Source organism: Kocuria rhizophila DC2201 (assembly GCF_000010285.1).
In the GTDB taxonomy this organism is placed as follows: domain Bacteria; phylum Actinomycetota; class Actinomycetes; order Actinomycetales; family Micrococcaceae; genus Kocuria; species Kocuria rhizophila_A.
In genome coordinates this window covers 2,630,454-2,648,268 of the sequence record NC_010617.1, presented here as the reverse complement: position 1 = coordinate 2,648,268, position 17,815 = coordinate 2,630,454, and the positions used below count along the sequence as shown (strand labels likewise).

Here is a 17,815-nt window from a genome sequence, read left to right as displayed (position 1 = left end):
GGATTTCTCAGCGTAGCCCGTTCCCGGAGCGGTGATAAGTGGGGTGACGACATTTTGTTCGACACCCTGCGGTGTGGTCCGCGCGGAGCCGCGTGGCAGGGTGGGGGCATGACTGGGACGAAATCACGACGCGTTCTGCTGGCCGGTTGCGGGGACGTGGGAACCGCGCTGGGCCTGCGACTGGTGGAGCGGGGGTGGGCGGCCACGGGCGTGCGCCGCCACTCGGACCGGCTGCCCGCGCCGCTCACCGGCCTCTCGCTGGACCTCACCGAGCCCGGGGACACGCTGCTTCCTGCGGTCGACGCGGTGGTGGTGACCCTCACGTCGGACGGCCACGACGTCGCCGGCTACGAGCACACCTACCTGGGCGGCCTGCGTGGGCTGCGGCGCGCGCTCGGGGAGCAGGAGCCGCTCGTGGTCCTGGTGTCCTCCACGGGCGTGCTGGGCGGTGGCGACGGCGAACGCGTCACCGAGGACACCCCGCCCGATCCGCAGCGGCCCACCGCCCACGTGCTGCTCGCGGCGGAGGAGCTGGCGGCGGAGCTGTTCCCGGACCGCGTGATCGTGCGGCCCGCGGGCATCTACGGTCCGGGGCGCACGTCCATGGTCGAGCGCGTGCGCCGCGGGGCGCCCCTGGCCCACCGGCGGGTGACCAACCGCATCCACCGGGACGACCTCGTGACGGTCCTGGCCACGCTGCTGGAGCGCGGCACCGTGGCGGGCGAGCGGGCGTTGACCACCGGTGGGGGCGGTGCTGCAGAGAGTGAGCGAACGGACGTCCCGCAGAACGGGACGGTCGCGGGGGGAGGCGGCCCGGCGGCGTCGTCGGCTGCTTCCCGGCTCCCGCGGCTGCTGCACGCCGTGGACCACGACGCCGCTCTGCTGGGTGACGTGGCCGCGCACCTCGCGCACCGGCTGGGTGTGCCCGTGCCCCCGGACGACTCCGGGCCGGGGGAGGGGCCGCTCGGGAAGGTCGTGGACGGGGAGCTGGTGCACGCCCTGGTGCCCCGCGAGGAGTGGCGGTACCCCACGTTCCGGGAGGGGTACGACGCGCTGCTGGCGGACGGGCCCGCGGACTCGTGGGTGGGGCGAGGATGAGCGAGGACGTCCACTGGTTCCTGCCGATCAACCCCGCCGCCCACGCGGAGCACATGCCCGCGGACTGGCGCACCCGGGAGGACGCCACCGAGGTGTGGCAGGCCATCGGGCGTTCGCAGCCCATCGACCGCTGGTGCCTGCGCACGGGCTTCCGCACCATGAAGGCGGGAGACGTGATCTGGGCATACCTGTCCAAACGGCAGGAGCTGTGCGCGGTGGGGAGGGTGCGGCGGACGGCGTTCGAGGTGGACGGTGTGGAGGTCGACCCCGCGGAGGTCCGAGGCGACAACGAGGGCGGCTGGTACGTCTACGTGGACTGGGACGAGTCTCGCACGGCGGAGTTGTGCCGCTGCCCGATCCCCAGAGCGGTGTTCGGGCAGGTGCCGATGTCGGTGGGGCGGGTGGGGGAGGCGCTCAAGGCGGTGTTGAGCAGGGGCCTCTCATCATGGCCGACAAAACCTCAGTTTTGCTCCGGGTGATCGGCTTGAGTCATCTCCCCCGATCAGCTGGGTGGCACAGTTGTTGGCACACGCCCCGGACCACGCGGGCGCGGTGGGCCCGCCGGTGCATCTGATCCCAAAATGCGTGTCCGCGGGGATCACGACGCCGTTGTGGTCGCCGGGAGCCTGCTCGGGGGTGGTGCGGGGGTGGACTGCATACCTCAGTCTGGAACATTGACTCGGGCAGCAAACTTGGGCCCACTGTTGCGCCGTGTGACACCTCCCTGGACCTCGGCGCCCGAGCGTAGTTCAGTAGTGGTCCTTCCCCCGTCAACCATTTCTGACACGTGCGCTCTCCCGGGCGCACAGGAACCAGGTACACACTCATGATCCTTTCCGGACTCGTCCTCGGTGCCGTGCTCGGCATCGTGATGCAGCGCGGGCGCTTCTGCGTGACGGGCATGCTGCGGGATATCTTCCTGCAGCGCTCGTGGCGCACGTTCACGGCTCTGCTCGTGGTGATCACGGTGCACGCCGTGGGGCTCGCTGCGCTCACCACCCTCGGGGTGATCTCCCCCGACTACCCCTCGTTCATGCCGTTGGCCGTGGTCGTGGGCGGGTTCATGTTCGGGGTGGGCATCATCCTGGCCGGCGGGTGCGCCTCCGGCACGTGGTACCGCTCCGGCGAGGGCCTCGTGGGCTCGTGGATCGCGCTGGCCATGTACGCGCTGTCCGCGTCCGCCATGAAGACCGGCGTGCTCAAGGACTTCAACTCCGGCATGAAGCAGTGGGACACCGGGCTCACCACCATCCCCAGTGCCCTGGGCGTCTCCCCGTGGCTGTTCGTGATCGTCCTGGCCGCGGTCACCGGTGTGATGGTGCGCCACTTCCTCAACCGCGAGAAGAACACCGTGAATCCCGCACGGCTGAACGGCCGTCCCGCATGGAAGAAGCCCCTGCACGTCTACACCGCCGGCGCGCTCGTGGGTCTGATCGGCGTCATCGCGTGGCCGCTGTCCGCCGCAACCGGCCGCAATGACGGGTTGGGCATCACCACTCCCACCGCCAACCTGCTGAACTTCCTGGTCACCGGAGCGGACGGGAAGCTGGACTGGGGCGTGATGCTCGTGCTCGGCATCCTGGTGGGCTCGTTCATCGCCGCCAAGTCCACGGGTGAGTTCCGCGTGCGCGTCCCGGACGCCACCACCACGGTGCGCTCCATCGCGGGCGGCCTGCTCATGGGTGTGGGCGCGGCCCTGGCCGGTGGCTGCACCGTGGGCAACGGCATGGTCCAGACCAGCCTGTTCACGTTCCAGGGCTGGATCGCGCTGCTGTTCATCGCCCTGGGCGTGGCCGTGGCCACGAAGATCTGGCTCAAGCCCACCGTCACGCAGCCCGCCACCGGCGAAGACGGCACCTACTCCACCGCCCAGAGCCTGGACCACACGGTGGACGCCACCGCACCGGACGACAACTCGATCGACGCCGCCCCCACCGCGGGCGCTCCCCGCACCGCGGGTGCGAACGTGTTCTCGGGCTTCGCCGCGGCACCCACCGCGCTCATGGTCAAGGACCCGGCAGGTGCACCGTCGAAGAAGCTCACGGGCCTGGGCGACGGCTACTACGCTCTGGACTCGCTCGGTGCCGTGTGCCCGTTCCCGCTGATCGAGGCCAAGGACGTCATGCAGACCCTGCAGACCGGCGACCACCTGGTGATCGACTTCGACTGCACCCAGGCCACCGAGGCCATCCCGCAGTGGGCAGCCACGGACGGCCACGAGGTCACCGACTTCGTGGAGAAGGGCGACGCCAGCTGGCAGATCACCCTGAAGAAGGGCTGACCCGGCAGGCATCCCGGTTCACGACGCCGCCGCGCCACCTCTGCGCCCCACGCTCCCGCCTGCCGGGGGCCGGGGCTGGGAGGGCGCGGCGGCGTCGTCGTACCACCGGGAGAGTGCGGAGCGCGGCCCCCCGGGGGGGGTGAGCGCTCCGGCGTCGTCGTGGTGTGCGCGCCGTGACTCAGGCGCGGGAGTCCTGCCGGGCGCGGTGGCGCATGTCCCGCAGGGCCACGGCCAGGGCGACGAGCACCACGAGCACCACAACGCCCAGTCCCGCCGCGATGCCCACGGACCAGCCCTGGTCGGCGATCACTCCGTACGCCACCGCGGTGATCATGGCGATGCCCACGGCGGTGCCCACGCGCTGGCCGGTCTGCATCACACCACCGGCGCTGCCCGCGTACTCGAGCGGCACCTCCGCGAGCGTGAGTGTCTGGTTGGGGCTCACCACGGCGCCCTGGCCGAAACCCACGAAGCCCAGGGTGAGCACGAGCCACCACTCGCTGATGTGCCATGAGTCGTGCAGCAGGATCACCGCCATGCTCAGCAGCAGGCCCACGACCACGCTGAGCATGCCGAGCACCACGATCTTGCGGCCCATCCGGTTCACGCGGCTGCCGGCAAGGTTGGAGGCCACCGCGCTCGCGAGGGCGTTGAGCAGGCCCACGCAACCGGCGGCCAGCGCGGTGTGGCCGAGCCCCTTCTGCATGTAGAGGGTGACAAGCACCCACACGCTCGTGATGCCCAGGAAGTACAGCGAGATCAGCAGGGTGCCGTTGAGGAAACTGCTGACCCTGAAGATGTTCAGGTCCACCATGGGCTGGTGCCCAGAGGCCTTGAAGTGCTTCTCCCACGCGATCCACAGGGCCAGGAACATGGCGGCGACCGCGAGCAGGGCCCACACCCACGGGCTCGTGCCGGGGGAGCCGGCCTCGATGAACGGAAGCAGGGTGGCGAGCAGCGCGATGCCCAGGAGCACCGCACCCGTGGGGTCCATCTCCCGCAGGGCGTGGCGGATGGTGGTGCCCTCGGGCCCGCGCAGCAGCGGGCGGGGGAACCACAGGAACGCGAGCACAAGCGCGACGACGCCCACGGGGACGTTCACCACGAACAGCCACCGCCACCCCTCGGACGCGCCGCCCGTCTGGATCAGCAGACCTCCCAGGACCGGGCCGATGGCCACGGAGACACCCACGGCGCTGCCCAGCATGCCGAACGCCTTCCCGCGCTCCGCTCCCTTGAAGTACTGCTGGATCATGGCCACGCCCTGAGGGTTGAGCAGCCCGGAGCCCACCCCCTGCACGAAGCGCGCCACGATCAGCATGGTGGGATCCGGGGCCAGGCCCGCGGCGATCGAGGACAGCGTGAAGATGGCCACCCCGAGCATCCACAGGAACCCGCGCCCGAACACGTCCCCGGCGCGGCCACCCGCCACCAGCACCACCCCGAAGGTCAGCGCGTAGCCGGAGAGGATCCACTGCAGCTGGGACTCGGAGGCGCCCAGCCCCTCCTGGATGGAGGGCAGCCCCACGTTGATGATGCTCACAGCCACCAGGGACATGAAGATGGCCACGAGCAGCACCGCCAGGATCCGCCACCGCCGCGGATCCGTGCCGTGGGCGTAGCCCCGGTGGGTCTGGGGATCCGGACGCGGGCTGAGGATGGGCAGCTCGCCGGTTCCCGTGGCCGGGGAGCGCTCGTGCCAGGTCTCGCCGGAGCCCGGTCCGTGGTGGGAGTCAGAGGTCATGGGGAGAGTATGCTCTCGGGTTCAGACGCGCCCAACGCTCCTGTTCGTGTGCATGAACTGGTTGCCCGTCGCATGCTCCTCGGGGCCGTCCTGGGGGCGAGTTTGGTGTGCGGCGCCCGGGGCCGTCATCCTGGGACCATGACAGCTGAACTGGTGATCCTGGGCCTGGTGGTCGTGACCGCTCTGGCCTTCGACTTCACCAACGGATTCCACGACACCGGCAACGCGATGGCCACCTCCATCGCCACCGGGGCGCTCACGCCCCGCACCGCGGTGGCCCTGTCCGCGGTGCTGAACCTGGTGGGCGCGTTCCTGTCGGTGGAAGTGGCCACCACGGTCACCAAGGACGTGCTGCTCATCCAGACCAAGGACGGCGGACTCGTCTCCGGGCTGGACCCCACCATTGCCCTGACCCTCATCTTCTCCGGGCTGATCGGGGGCATCCTCTGGAACCTTGCCACGTGGCTGTTCGGGTTGCCCTCCAGCTCCTCCCACGCGCTGTTCGGCGGGCTGATTGGGGCCGGGCTCGCCTCCCTGGGCGTGGCCGGCGTGAACTGGGCCGGTGTGGTCCAGAAGATCCTCGTCCCGGCCGCGCTGGCGCCGTTCATCGCCGGGTGCGTGGCCGCCGTGGGCACCGCCCTGGTCTACCTCATCGGCCGCGCGGCGTCCCAGGCGCACCGGGACCGGGGGTTCCGCTGGGGACAGGTGGGAACGGCGTCGCTGGTGTCCCTGGCCCACGGCACCGGTGACGCGCAGAAGACCATGGGCGTGATTGCCCTGGCGCTGATCGCCCACGGCAGCCTCAGCGTCCAGGGAATCGAGAGCAGCGGGCTGCCGGTGTGGATCATCGTGAGCTGCGCGGTGGCCATCGCCCTGGGCACGTACCTGGGCGGCTGGCGCGTGATCCGCACGCTCGGCAAGGGCCTTGTGGAGATCGAACCGCCGCAGGGCATGGCGGCCGAGGCGTCCTCGGCGGCCATCATCCTGACCTCCAGCCACTTCGGCATGGCGCTGTCCACCACGCACGTGGCCACCGGTTCCATCCTGGGTTCGGGCGTGGGCAAGCCCGGCGCGCGCGTGCGGTGGGGTGTGGCCGGGCGCATGGTCGTGGGGTGGCTGCTCACCCTGCCCGCCGCGGCCGTGGTGGGCGCGGTGTGCTTCATCATCGCTCGGGCCGTGGGCGGGCTGTCCGGCGCCGTGGTGATCTTCCTGCTGCTGGTGGTGGCCTCCGCCGTGATCTTCGCGCGGTCCCGGCACCAGAAGGTGGACCGCCACAACGTGAACGCTGACTGGGACGAGGACACGCACTCCGTGGTCCCCGCCGACTCCGACCGCGCCGACGCCCCGGAGGTGGCCCGCTCATGATTGTCGAGATGGCCCGATCTGTCCTCGCCGTGCTGCTCGCCGGGCTGTGCTTCGGGGCGGGACTGCCCGCGCTGTTCACGGTGGGCATCACCCTGTGGAGCCGGGCCACCCCCGAGCCCGGCCCGGACGGCGTTGCCCGCCGCAAACCCTTGGCGCTCGCCGGGGCGGTACTCTGCTTTGCGATCGTGCTCGCTGCCGTGGTGATCGGGGTCCTGTGGATCACCCGCAAGAGCTTGGACCACTACCTAGGGATCTCGGTGTTCGGATGATGACCTTCGATGCGGCACTCGACCACATTCGCGCCGCCTACCCCCACGGTGTTCCCCCGGAGCAGCACGTGGCGCTCGCGGAGCTGCTGGCCCGCACGGTGGGCCCTCACCGCACCGAGCGGCTGCTCGAGACCCTGGACATCCCGGCGGGAGACCTCCTGGGGCCCGCCGCGGCCTCCGCGGAACAGCTGGGCGACGTCGCCGCGGAGCTCGCGCGCGCCGGGTGGCCTCTCGCGGGTGCGAGCCAGGACGAACCACCCCGGCAGCCGGGCTACGTGGCCCGGGTGATGAACTGGTTGCGCGCCGACTACCCCAACGGGGTGCCCGCCCAGGACTACCTGCCCGTGCTCGCGGTGCTGCGCCCGCAGCTCAACGACGAGGACATGGCCGCGATCGCAGACCAGCTCGCCCACGACGCCCGCGAGCAGGGGGTGGCGCCCTCCGAGGCGGACGCCCGCGCCGCCATCCAGCGCGCCACGGAGGACGAGCCCAAGCCCGAGGAGCTCGCACGCATCCGCGCGATGCTCGAGGCCCACGGCTGGCCGTTCGAGGGGGAGTAGGGGCGGCTCCGCGGGTGGGGACCGAGCCGAACTGCGGAGGGCGGGTTCTACCCTGCGGCGGTGCCCCGCAACAGGCGCCTGACGCGTCAGGGGAAGTTCTGCCACCGACAGCGCGCCTTTCGGTGGCAGAAGCTCTCCTCGGACGCGGTGGCCTTGGCCCTCCTCCGGGACCGTTCAGATGCTCACTTCAGGGCATCGGACAGGTCCGAGAAGTATCGGTGACCGGACCACTCCGAACGGTCACCAATGACGTACAGCCGGCGCCTGGCGCGGCTGGCCGCGACGTTCACCAGATTCACGGTTGACGCCGCCCAGGCCTTGGCCCCCGGGCTTGCGGGATCTCCTCCCAGAACCAGGATGACGACATCCGCCTCTCGGCCCTGAGCCGTGTGGATCGTGCCCGCCTGCAGACCGGGATACTTCTTGCGGTCCACGAGCTGCCGCAGATGGTTCGACACATCACGGAACGGGGATATGGCAATCACTCGTGACGGGTCCACGCCCTTCTCGTCCAGATACTCAAGCGCCTTCTCCAGCCGCTTGACCTGCCCCATCTGCAGGTGTGTTCCGGGGGTGGTCGCGGGCTCATCCGCCCAGTAGCTCCACGCGACTGCCGGCCCCGTCCCCGTGTCCTCGAAGGGGTCGACGGCTGCGTCCTTGGCGCGGGGCTTTGGAACCCCGTTCACCATGATCCCGTTGTAGGCAATGCGGTTGCACAGGGAGAACATGGGGTCGTCGCAGCGCCGGTGCACCTTGAGCGGGGCGCTGACCCACACGTCCTGCTCGCCCTGCGGAAGAACGGTGCCGTAGGGAGAGATTCGGTCGGCAAGGGTCTGAACGGAGGCGCGGGGCGGTATCCACGTCGCAGAGACGCCGTACGCCGCAGCGATGTCTCGCCGCGATTTCGGGGGAATCGTGACCACCGGCTGCAGCTGCAGGGGATCGCCGACCGCGAGAACGCGCTGTGCGCGCCAGATGGCTCCCACCGCGAACTGGGGACATGCCTGTCCTGCCTCGTCGATGAGGAGCCACCCGAATGCTTCGGGGCCTACGTCACCGAACATTCGCCCCAGCGACGCAAAGGTTGATGACACCAGCGGCACCACCAGGAAGAACAGCTGCCATGCGGTGCGCAGTTTCTCCCGCTCCAGTTTCCGCGGGTGGTCTCCCGCCACCACTTCGCAAGCTGCTCTCAGTCCCTGTCTCATGGTGGTGGCAGTGGCGGCCATGAAGTCCTGGTGCAGCTGCAGGGCAGCGAGGAAGAGATCGGAATGCGCCTTGCTGAGATCGTGGTCGAGCCACGGGGCGTGCAACTCCCGGTCCTCGACGGACGCGTGGGCATCCGGGTGGTGCTTGCCGTATCTCGTGCGGTCCTGGGCGCACTGGGCCTCGAGGGAACGCCTGCGCGACGTCTTCATTGCCAGATCCCGTTCAGCTGTCTCCGCCTCCTGCCGGACACTGGCCAGATGGCGCTGGACGCGGTCGATTTCGGCCACGTGGGACGCGGACCGTTGCCGGGCGGTCTCCAGTGCCGTGCTCAGCGGGCTCAGGTGCGTTCGCCACTCACGTGGCGCGGCGCCCAGGGTGAAGATGGTTTCCAGGATGCCTGGCTTCTCGCCCATGTGCTGCTGGTAGGCGGCGGCCGCGGTGTCCAGCTCGTTCTGCAGGTCACCGGCTCTCAGGACCTGCGCGCGATGGATCTCGCGCGCCCGGCCTTCTTCCGCCCGGAGAGTGCGCAGGTGTTCTTCCCGGCGGGCGATCTTACGCACCAGTAACTGGACTTCTTCCCGTCGTCCTTCAGCGGCCTGGCGCTGCCCCATCAGGTTCTCCACGCGCTCCAGCGCACGCTGGAACACTGCTTGGGCTTCTCCCCAGGTGCGCTTCGGCCGGGTGCCCTCGGCCCAGTGCTTGAGAATGGTGTCGAGACCCTCCCTCTCCACCCGGGGCGAGGTCCTCCCGCCGCTGTGGGACGGAGCGCCGTCGGACCCGGTGGATCGGTCCCGCGACGCTTTTTCGTCGAACCAGAGAGCGCTCTGGAAAGCCATGCGGTTGGACTTCTTGCCCAGTCTGGCTGCCACCAGTCCCCAGCCTGGAGTGTCCGCCTCGTCGGCTGCTGATTTTCCGGCGGCCGCCCGCAGAGTCGCCGTCGCAATGTCCTTGAAGTAGTCGGCAGACTTCTCCCACGGCGAAGAAATCGCATCCGCAGAAGGGATTTCGACCGCCACGTTCTCCACAGCGGCGTTGTTCGCCGATGCCACGACCATCTCGAACCCCGTGAGCTCGGGAATGAGCTGCGGCACCGATCTGCTGTACCCGGACGCCGACGTCCAGCGGTGCATTGATCCGGTGAAGGCACGGGACGGATCGTTGAGAGCTGCGAGTCGGCGGGCTCGTTCCACCACGTTGCCCGCCAGCACATCCCGTAGCATCGTGGTCTTGCCGGTGCCCGGCGGGCCGTTGACGCCCATGACGCCGAGGTTCTGGCGCAGGTCGTTGAGGGCGCGGTTCACCGCGAACTGCTGGCTCAGGGCAAGCGGGTGCTCGGGGTTCGAAGGCCAGCGGCCCAAGGGCAGCTGGTCCACACGGGTCCGGGCATCGACTGCCTCGGGGTGCTGGATGACGTCCACTCGTCCAGCGGACGTCTCCTTCCCGTCCTCGGTCAGGTACTCAAGTAGGGCGGTTCCGCTGCGTCCCGCTGCCGCTGCCTGCCGTACGGTGCCCAGATCCTGCAGGTAGAAGCTGTTGAGGAAGTCCATGTCGCTGACGCTGACGCTGTCGTGCGGGCGTACGGCGACCACTCGACTTTCGATGACGATCTGGTGGGTGGCGAGATCCTCGCGGCCCTGGACGCCGGCGCCGGCGTGTGCGGCCCGCAGAATGTCGTTCAGATACGCCTCGCCCAGCCGGGGAACCTCGTGCGAGTTCTCCTGCTCCAGACGACGGCCCCCCAGCTCGTCGAGGGCTTCCACGAAGGATTCCTGCGCCGCCTCAAAACCGGACATCCACGACGGATCCCGCGGGCCCGGGTGGAGGAGGCGGCCCACCGCCCAGAGACAGGACGAGAGCGTGGCGGTGTCCCCGATCAGCTTTCCGTCGTGGCCCACCAGAACCCCCGCGCAGGCGCTCCGACCGCCGGGGCGCTCGTCGTAGGCGTCCGGATCGTCCGCGAACACCCAGTGCATGACCTCGTAGGTGTCCTCCACCTTGTAAACACCGAGATAGACCGTATGCCGCCACTCCCGCGGGGTATTTCCCATAGGTCGAGGCTCGGGCAGTGAATCCCACGGGAGGGGCGCATCGGATGTCCAGGCCACGACCTGCCGGTCCTCGGGCCGTGTTGACCGGGGCGTCAGTTTGGGGAGCGGCTGCGGACTGAACAGCTCCAGCATCCACCAGTAGTCCAGAATGCGCTGCTGCGCGGGACTCATCTGAGACATCGCCATTTCCCCATCCTGCCTCAGCCGGTGGCCACTTCTGGGGCGCGCCTCGGAAGGAGACGGTCCGAGATCTCAGGTGCTGGGACTCGTTTCCCGCAGGCGCCCCACCCACAGGGACAGGGTGCCCCCCACGGCTGCCTCGGCCAGGGCATCCGGATCCACGTGCTCCGTCTCGTCCACCTTGGAGGAGATGAGGGCAATGGTTTCCTCCGCAGTCGCGGCGGCGCGTCGTTCCGGATCGGCGCAGAACTTCCGCACGCTGGTCCCCAGGGTCTTGAGTGGCTGCTCGTCCCGAAACGGGTGGAAGGACTGCATGAACTCCTCCACCGTTTCCTGCACCAGGGGGTCGTCCGTGGCCATGCCCTCGAGCTCAACGAGGCGGGGCAGGAACTTCACGATTTCCAGGTAGGGGAAGTTCTCGCCCTCGGCAGTTTCTGCGGTTTCCTGTCCCCGCTCCGCGGTCTCGTCCGAACGCAGGGTGATGATCAGCTCTTCGGGGTCCAGCTCCAGGTGGGAAAAAACCCTGCGCATCAGGGAGACCTTTGTCCAGGTGCTCGACGATGCGTTCCAGCCGATGCTGTCGTCCAGGCGGTACACGCCGTTCTCGTCCGGGTCGTAGGCCGCGCCTACGCGGAACCAGTCGGAGGTCCGGGCCCACTGGAGGAACTCGTCCCGGTGCTCAACCAGAAGGATCGTGAATACCCGGGTCGTCAGGTCCCGCCAGTTGGCCACCGTGGCGTGGTGCTCGTTCCACGTGAAGGACACAGCAGCCCTGCCCGTGAAGTTGGTGTCCGTTCCCAGTGCTTCCGTGGGCAGCTGCGGTCGGGCCGGTTCGAAGTCGCTCTCGGGATAGATCCAGTAGGTGAGCGCATCTGCGCAGAGACGGCGGGTCCGTGCCGCCAGCTGGTCCTCGCCCCAGTGTTCGGCGCTGCGCATCTCCAGGTTCAACCGGAACGGGGACTCCATGAATCCGTGCTTCATGGTGCGTTTCGTGGAGTACGAAGAGTTCGAGTAGGAGGAGTTGTACCCGGTCACGGTCAGGTTGCCGAGCCGGTTCAACCACTGCTCGTGGATGCGCTGGGCCTCATCACCCAGTTCGTCGTGCCATGCCTGCGTGAGCGTCTGCGGCATGACGTGCTCAATGGTGAGAGACCCGTCCTCAATGCCGTTGGCGATGTCTCTGGTGTCGTTGGAATCCAGGTTCTCCAAGCACTCGAACAGGTACTTCCGACGCTCGCCCTTGAAGTTGTACAGGTTCTTCACCTCAAGACTGCTGATGAACTCAGCGTCATCGGGGAAGGCTCCGGAGCCGGAGCGCTTCCGCAGCGAGTACCCCAGGACTTCGGCGAAGGAACGGTTTTCGGGGCGGATGCGCTTCACGTCCCTGTAGACCGTGGCAAACACCTTGTTCAGCGCATTCGTCGGAACTTCTGCAATGTAGCGACGGAAAATATACGACTCCACGGTGCGGATGCACTCGGCAAGATCGAGGTCCGTGATCTCGCCGGTCTCCCGCGACTCGAAGAGGGGCATGAGCAGGGGGAGCACGACATCGGTCTTCAAGAGGTTGAGCCGGCGAAGACGCAGGTCGATCTTTGAGCTTCCGGTGGTGGCGGTGCGGATCTGGCGGTAGTAGGTGGAGTACTTCCGGACCCCGTCCAGCAGCTCAGCGCCTCGAAGCCCCGTCTCGGTGATGTACTTCTTGAAGGACTCGTAAACCTGGTCCTGGCGGGGGATGCGCGAGGTGCGAGTCACCAGGTACCAGCGCAGGAATGCCCCGGTGTCATAGCCGACGTTGACCTCAATACGGTTCCAGTAGTCGGTGTAGACGCGTTCCTGCTCGTGGACGTCCAGGCCCATCAGAACCAGGTTCCGCACCTTGTCCGCTTCGCTCAGAGCCAGCCCCGTGGAGTTGAGCGATTCGAAGATGCGCTGTGCATCGTCGTGCTGCTCCAGGTCCAGATGCATGACCTCGAGGCGCTCTACCGCGGCCCACAGGTCGTCCCCATCGATGGGCAGTCGGGGGATCTGATCCTTGAAGAAACGGTAGTTGGCGGTCACCGAGGACGTGTCGATGTGATCCGAGTCAGACCTGAACAGCAAGGCGTAGGCGTCCGCATCATGCTTGACGGGCTTGAGCTTGAACCGGGGTGTGTCCTGCTGCTCGTTGAGCAGCAGGAAGCTGGTGCGAATCCTGTGGGCGAGTCCTGGATCGCGCGACTCGAGGGTGCCCTCGTCCAGGAGGTCCGCAAGGGCCAGCATGAGCAGACTGACCGTGGTGAGTCGTTGCTGACCGTCGATCACCACCCACCGCCATGAACCCTCCGGCTGGCCCACCACGGCCCCGAAGAAATGCTTGGGCCGGCCTTGCTGGATGACGTTGACGAGGTCTTCCAGCAGCTGCTGGCACTGTTTCAGCCCCCAGTCGTAGTTGCGCTGGTACACGGGGATCACCAGCTGCCGCTCCTGCATCCCGTACACCTTGAGAACTTCAGTCACCTGTCCGCGCATGGGGCAAGTTTACGAGTCGCGGGAGCAGGCGCTTGGGGCGCCTCCCAGGGGCCTGAAGCGCCCGGCGGTCCCCGGGGCGCGCACAATGGCCCCATGTTCGAGAACTTCGAGACCCACCGCATCCCGGTCCCCGGGGCGACCATCCACGTGCGGACCGGCGGGCGGGGCGAGCCGCTCCTGCTGCTGCACGGCTTCCCGCAGACCCACGCCATGTGGCACCGCCTGGGTCCGGCCCTCGCGCGGGACCACCGCATGGTCGTCGCGGACCTGCGCGGCTACGGAGAATCCACCGCAGACAGTGAGGACTTCAGCTTCCGGGCCATGGCCGCGGACATGGTGGCCGTGATGCGCCACCTGGGCCACGAGTCCTTCCACGTGGTGGCCCACGACCGCGGCGCCCGCACCGCCCACCGCATGACTCTGGACGCCCCGGACGCCGTGCGCTCCGTGGCGCTGCTGGACATCCTCCCCACCCCCACCGTGTGGGAGCTCATGGACGACTGGCTGGCCATCCGGTACTACCACTGGCTGTTCCTGGCCCAGCCAGCACCCATGCCGCAGGGGCTCATCAGCGCCGGGCCCCTCACGTTCCTGCACGCGGCCCTCGGGGGACTCAGTGGCACTCCCGGTTCCCTGGACACGTTCGACCCCGAGGCGCTCGCTGCCTACGAGGCCGCCGCCCAGAACCCGTCGGTGGTGGCCGCGTGGTGCGCGGACTACGCCGCGGCCGCCGGGGTGGACCGGGAGCACGATGACGCCGACCGCGGCACCTCCCGCAACCTCCCCGCCCTGCTGCTCTGGGGCGACGACGGCGTGGTGGGTGCCCAGACGGATCCGCTGGAGGCGTGGCGGCCGTGGCTGCCGCGGATCACCGGTCGGGCGGTTCCCACCGGGCACTTCATGGTGGAAGAGCGCCCGGACGAGGTGCTGGCGGAGATCCAGGAGCACCTGGCGGCCGCTGCACAAAACTGAGGGGGTCTCCCATTAGACATACGAGTGCACTTCCACCGGCGGGAAACTTAGGTTCCCGAGGCGGAACTGCACTCACCTGCGAGAGGCAACCCAGCGGCGTCGTCCGCGCGGGGCCGTGGCGGAATCAGCCTGGGTTCATCGCACGCGGGGCGCCCATGCCCGGGTCCACCTGCATGGGGCCGCTGGCGGAGGGACGGATGTCCACGTCGAAGATCTCCGTGGGCAGGTACACCGTGGCGCACGAGTTGGGGATGTCCACCACCCCGGAGAAGCGGCCCTCGATGGGCGCGGCGCCCAGCAGCAGGTACGCCTGCTCCTTGGACCAGCCGAACTTGGCGAGGTAGTCGATCGCGTGCAGGATCGCGCGCTGGTAGGACAGGTGCGAGTCCAGGTAACGCTGCTCGCCGTCGAGCGTCACGGACGTGCCCGAGAACGCCAGCCACTCCGAGTACACGGGACCGTTGCGCCCGGGCATGAAGATGGCGTTCTCGCTTACGCCGTAGGTGTCCATGCCGCCCTTGATCACGTCCACGTGGATGTCGATGAAACCGCCCATCTCGATGCCGCCGCAGAACGTGATCTCACCGTCCCCCTGGGAGAAGTGCAGGTCCCCCATGGAGAGGTTCGCCCCGGACACGTACACCGGGTAGAACACGCGCGAGCCCTTGGTGAAGTTCTTGATGTCCTGGTTGCCGCCGTTCTCGCGCGGGGGAGCCGTGCGGGCGCCCTCGCCGGCCACGCGGTCGAAGTCTGCGCCGGTCAGCGAACCCAGGATCGCGGCGTCGGGTTCGGGTGGCAGAGCCAGCGGGGGCACGCGCTGCGGATCGGTGGCGATCAGATCGCCCTCGCGCTTGTTCCACGTTTTCAGCAGCTCGGAGGACGGCGCGGTGCCCATGAGACCGGGGTGGACCATGCCCGTGAACTTCACGCCGGGGATGTGCCGGGACGTGCACTCGCCGCCGCGGAAGTCCCACACGGCCTTGTAGGCGTCCGGGAACTGGTCCACCAGGAAGCTGCCGCCGTTCTTCTGCGCGAAGATCCCCGTGTAGCCCCAGCCCTGACCGGCCAGCGGGCCCTCCTCCTGCGGGATGGGACCCACGTCCAGGATGTCCACGATCAGCAGGTCGCCGGGCTCCGCGCCCTCGATCCGGAACGGCCCGGACAGTGCGTGCACCCGGTTCAGCGGGGCGTCCCGGATGTCGTCCGCGGAGTCGTCGTTCTTGATGGCGCCGTCGAACCACTCGCGGCAGTCGATGCGGTAGCTCTCGCCGCGCTTGAGCGTGGCGACGGGCGGGATCTCCGGGTGCCAGCGGTTGTGACCGGTCAGCTTCTGCTCGGTGAAGGGCTTGGTGGAGTCCAGCGGGAAAATCACTTCTGGCATGGTCCGTGACCTTTCTGGAGAGCCCCGCGGGCGGTTCCCGCGCGGCAGTGCGGGGAAGCTACGGCCGCGGCAGCTTCGCGTGCCGGGGGTCCCGGGTCACGGCAGGGGCCGCTCCGGGGGCGCCGGGCTGGCGGGGCAGGGATCGGACGACGTCGGGCGCGTCAGCCGTGCGGGCGGCGTCGTCGATCGCGCGTGCCCGGGGAGAGTTCGCGCGGGACAGGCCCACCGCGGAGAACACGCGCCGTGCGTCCGCGCCGCACGCGGGGCAGACCTGGGAGCGCGGCACCTGCGCCATGGCGTGGTGGGCGTCGAACGGCCCGCAGGCCTCGCACCGGAACTCGTAGACGGGCATGGACGCTCCCTTCAGGCGTGTGAGCCACGATACAACCCGGTCTGCGGAGGGGACAGGCCCGACCGCTCGGGGTGGGTGGCGCGACGCGCAGGGAGAGGTTCTGCCCCCGGAAATGCACTTTCCGGGGGCAGAACCTCTCCTCACACGCCCCGCCCCTCGCGAACTGGCCGTGCTCGGAGGAGGCACGCGGGCGACGTCGTGCCCCGCCTCCGCGCGCGCCGGTCAGTTCAGCGGGCCCACCGCGGACTCGACCGTGCGCACCAGGCGCCCCGAGGCCACGTACTCCTCGGCCGCCTCGATCTCCGGTGCCATGAAGCGGTCCTCGCCGGGCGCGCCCACGCGGCCGTCCAGGTCCGCAATGACCGCCGACGCCGCCGCGCCCGGTTCCAGGGGCGCGCGCAGGGCAATCGCGCGCGTGGAGGTCAGCAGCTCGATGGCGAGCACGCGGCGCAGGTTCAGCACGGCCTGGCGCAGCTTGCGGGCGGCGTGCCAGCCCATGGACACGTGGTCCTCCTGCATCGCGGAGCTGGGGATCGAGTCCACGGACGCCGGCGCGGCCAGGCGCTTCATGTCCGAGACCAGCCCGGCCTGGGTGTACTGCGCGATCATCAGCCCGGAGTCCGTGCCCGGGTCCTCCGCGAGGAACGGGGGCAGGCCGTGGGAACGGGCAGGGTCGAGCATGCGGTCGGTGCGCCGCTCGGACATCGACGCGAGGTCCGCGATGGGGATGGCCAGGAAGTCCAGCACGTAGGCCACAGGGGCGCCGTGGAAGTTGCCGTTGGAGCTCACGGTGCCGTCGTCCAGGACCACGGGGTTGTCCACGGCGGCGGCGAGCTCCTGCTGCGCGACGGTCAGCGCGTAGCGGGCGGTGTCCCGGCTGCCGCCCGCCACCTGGGGGGCGCAGCGCAGGGAGTAGGCGTCCTGCACGCGGTCGTCGCCCACGCGGTGGGAGGCCACGATGCCGGAGCCCTCCAGCACCTTGAGCATGTTCGCGGCGGCATACTTCTGGCCCGGGTGGGGGCGCAGCGGCTCGTGCAGCTCGGGGACGAACACGCGGTCCGTGCCCAGCAGACCCTCCACGGAGAACGCGGCGGTGATGTCTGCGGCGGTGAGCAGGTTCTGCAGGTCCGCCAGCGCCATGATGAGCTGGCCCAGCATGCCGTCCGTGCCGTTGATCAGCGCCAGGCCCTCCTTCTCGGCGAGGGTCACGGGCTCGATCCCGGCCTCGGCGAGCAGCTCGGGCACGGGACGCTCGGTGCCGTCGGGTCCGACGGCGCGGCCCTCGCCCATGAGCACGAGCGCGCAGTGGGCGAGCGGGGCCAGGTCACCCGAGCAGCCCAGCGAGCCGAACTCGTGCACCACCGGGGTGATGCCCGCGTTGAGCACGGCGAGCATGGTCTCCAGGGTCTCCACGCGGATGCCCGTGTGCCCGGAGGCCAGGGTCTTGGCGCGCAGGAACATCAGCGCCCGCACCACCTCCCGCTCCACGGTGGGCCCGGTGCCCGCGGCGTGGGAGCGCACCAGGGACTTCTGCAGCCGCGTGCGCTTCTCCAGCGGGATGTGCTTGTTGGCCAGCGCCCCGAAGCCCGTGGAGATCCCGTACGCGGGCACGTCCGACGCCGCCAGCTCGTCGATGTGGCGGCGCACCTTGGCCACGCGCTCGCGGGCCTCGTCGGTCAGCTCCACGCGGGCGTCGTGGCGGGCGACGGCGATGACGTCACCCACCGTCACGCCGGAGGATCCCAGCTGCACGGTGGTGGGGAGGTCGGTGTCGAAGAGGGTCATGGGGAAGGGTCCTTCCGGTCGGGAGTGGTTCGGGAGAAGTGGGTCAGGGCGGTGCAGTGC

The 17,815-nt window shown here is 69.2% G+C and carries 13 protein-coding genes and 1 pseudogene; 8 read left to right on the top strand and 6 right to left on the bottom strand.

Translation table 11 applies throughout. From position 1 onward, the window contains the following. Nucleotides 1–108: 108 nt before the first annotated feature. The 4 genes and pseudogenes from KRH_RS11405 (at nucleotide 109) to KRH_RS12730 (ending at nucleotide 3,379) form a co-directional block, all read left to right on the top strand. Nucleotides 109–1,098, top strand: coding sequence for an NAD-dependent epimerase (locus tag KRH_RS11405; protein ID WP_012399378.1), 990 nt, complete (start codon nucleotides 109–111; stop codon nucleotides 1,096–1,098). After that, nucleotides 1,095–1,577, top strand: a complete 483-nt coding sequence (locus KRH_RS11400; RefSeq protein ID WP_012399377.1) for a hypothetical protein — start codon at nucleotides 1,095–1,097, stop codon at nucleotides 1,575–1,577. The genes KRH_RS11405 and KRH_RS11400 overlap by 4 nt, the downstream gene beginning before the upstream one ends. A gap of 347 nt (nucleotides 1,578–1,924) precedes the next feature. Next, nucleotides 1,925–2,833, top strand: a pseudogene (locus KRH_RS12735) (YeeE/YedE family protein); the annotation flags it as partial. Nucleotides 2,834–3,145: 312 nt separating this feature from the next. Next, entirely contained in the window at nucleotides 3,146–3,379 is a 234-nt protein-coding gene (locus KRH_RS12730) for a sulfurtransferase TusA family protein (protein WP_226905974.1), read from the top strand. 178 nt (nucleotides 3,380–3,557) lie between these two features. Here the strand turns inward: KRH_RS12730 and KRH_RS11390 are convergent, their stop codons facing one another. Beyond that, nucleotides 3,558–5,123, bottom strand: coding sequence for an MFS transporter (locus tag KRH_RS11390; RefSeq protein WP_012399375.1), 1,566 nt, complete (start codon nucleotides 5,121–5,123; stop codon nucleotides 3,558–3,560). A 138-nt stretch (nucleotides 5,124–5,261) separates the two neighbouring features. Here KRH_RS11390 and KRH_RS11385 point away from each other — a divergent pair, with 138 nt between their 5' ends. From KRH_RS11385 to KRH_RS11375, 3 genes are read left to right on the top strand one after another with little or no spacing between them, the layout of a single operon-like run. Beyond that, nucleotides 5,262–6,488 carry an inorganic phosphate transporter gene (locus KRH_RS11385; protein WP_012399374.1) on the top strand — a complete coding sequence of 409 codons (1,227 nt, stop codon included), beginning with the start codon at nucleotides 5,262–5,264 and terminating at the stop codon, nucleotides 6,486–6,488. Between the two features lie 8 nt (nucleotides 6,489–6,496). Next, nucleotides 6,497–6,757 (top strand): hypothetical protein, encoded by a 261-nt coding sequence (locus KRH_RS11380; protein WP_226905803.1) that lies wholly within the window; start codon nucleotides 6,497–6,499, stop codon nucleotides 6,755–6,757. Next, nucleotides 6,754–7,317: a DUF3349 domain-containing protein gene (locus tag KRH_RS11375; protein ID WP_012399372.1), complete on the top strand. Its 564-nt coding sequence runs from the start codon at nucleotides 6,754–6,756 to the stop codon at nucleotides 7,315–7,317. The genes KRH_RS11380 and KRH_RS11375 overlap by 4 nt, the downstream gene beginning before the upstream one ends. A gap of 182 nt (nucleotides 7,318–7,499) precedes the next feature. Here KRH_RS11375 and KRH_RS11370 read toward each other — a convergent pair whose 3' ends face one another. Both KRH_RS11370 and KRH_RS11365 read right to left on the bottom strand, forming a co-directional pair. Continuing rightward, complete coding sequence (locus KRH_RS11370; RefSeq protein ID WP_012399371.1) at nucleotides 7,500–10,760, bottom strand: DEAD/DEAH box helicase; 3,261 nt, start codon at nucleotides 10,758–10,760, stop codon at nucleotides 7,500–7,502. A 66-nt stretch (nucleotides 10,761–10,826) separates the two neighbouring features. Continuing rightward, nucleotides 10,827–13,265, bottom strand: coding sequence for a DUF262 domain-containing protein (locus tag KRH_RS11365; RefSeq protein ID WP_012399370.1), 2,439 nt, complete (start codon nucleotides 13,263–13,265; stop codon nucleotides 10,827–10,829). Nucleotides 13,266–13,358: 93 nt separating this feature from the next. On the opposite strand from KRH_RS11365, the gene KRH_RS11360 reads away from it, so the two are divergent. Further along, the gene (locus KRH_RS11360) at nucleotides 13,359–14,237 is read left to right on the top strand and encodes an alpha/beta fold hydrolase (protein ID WP_012399369.1); all 879 of its coding nucleotides are present in this window, start codon (nucleotides 13,359–13,361) and stop codon (nucleotides 14,235–14,237) included. A gap of 124 nt (nucleotides 14,238–14,361) precedes the next feature. Here the strand turns inward: KRH_RS11360 and fmdA are convergent, their stop codons facing one another. From fmdA to hutH, 3 genes are all read right to left on the bottom strand, one after another. Then, nucleotides 14,362–15,618 (bottom strand): formamidase, encoded by a 1,257-nt coding sequence (fmdA, locus tag KRH_RS11355; protein WP_012399368.1) that lies wholly within the window; start codon nucleotides 15,616–15,618, stop codon nucleotides 14,362–14,364. A 58-nt stretch (nucleotides 15,619–15,676) separates the two neighbouring features. Continuing rightward, nucleotides 15,677–15,970 carry an FmdB family zinc ribbon protein gene (locus tag KRH_RS11350; protein WP_012399367.1) on the bottom strand — a complete coding sequence of 98 codons (294 nt, stop codon included), beginning with the start codon at nucleotides 15,968–15,970 and terminating at the stop codon, nucleotides 15,677–15,679. A gap of 222 nt (nucleotides 15,971–16,192) precedes the next feature. Continuing rightward, entirely contained in the window at nucleotides 16,193–17,755 is a 1,563-nt protein-coding gene (hutH, locus tag KRH_RS11345; protein ID WP_041297449.1) for a histidine ammonia-lyase, read from the bottom strand. Nucleotides 17,756–17,815 lie beyond the last annotated feature (60 nt).

Coding starts and splice junctions, on each gene's coding strand:
- KRH_RS11405 (WP_012399378.1), top strand. CDS start 109: ATGACTGGGACGAAATCACGACGCGTTCTGCTGGCCGGTTGCGGGGAC.
- KRH_RS11400 (WP_012399377.1), top strand. CDS start 1,095: ATGAGCGAGGACGTCCACTGGTTCCTGCCGATCAACCCCGCCGCCCAC.
- KRH_RS11390 (WP_012399375.1), bottom strand. CDS start 5,123: ATGACCTCTGACTCCCACCACGGACCGGGCTCCGGCGAGACCTGGCAC.
- KRH_RS11385 (WP_012399374.1), top strand. CDS start 5,262: ATGACAGCTGAACTGGTGATCCTGGGCCTGGTGGTCGTGACCGCTCTG.
- KRH_RS11380 (WP_226905803.1), top strand. CDS start 6,497: ATGGCCCGATCTGTCCTCGCCGTGCTGCTCGCCGGGCTGTGCTTCGGG.
- KRH_RS11375 (WP_012399372.1), top strand. CDS start 6,754: ATGATGACCTTCGATGCGGCACTCGACCACATTCGCGCCGCCTACCCC.
- KRH_RS11370 (WP_012399371.1), bottom strand. CDS start 10,760: ATGGCGATGTCTCAGATGAGTCCCGCGCAGCAGCGCATTCTGGACTAC.
- KRH_RS11365 (WP_012399370.1), bottom strand. CDS start 13,265: ATGCGCGGACAGGTGACTGAAGTTCTCAAGGTGTACGGGATGCAGGAG.
- KRH_RS11360 (WP_012399369.1), top strand. CDS start 13,359: ATGTTCGAGAACTTCGAGACCCACCGCATCCCGGTCCCCGGGGCGACC.
- fmdA (WP_012399368.1), bottom strand. CDS start 15,618: ATGCCAGAAGTGATTTTCCCGCTGGACTCCACCAAGCCCTTCACCGAG.
- KRH_RS11350 (WP_012399367.1), bottom strand. CDS start 15,970: ATGCCCGTCTACGAGTTCCGGTGCGAGGCCTGCGGGCCGTTCGACGCC.
- hutH (WP_041297449.1), bottom strand. CDS start 17,755: ATGACCCTCTTCGACACCGACCTCCCCACCACCGTGCAGCTGGGATCC.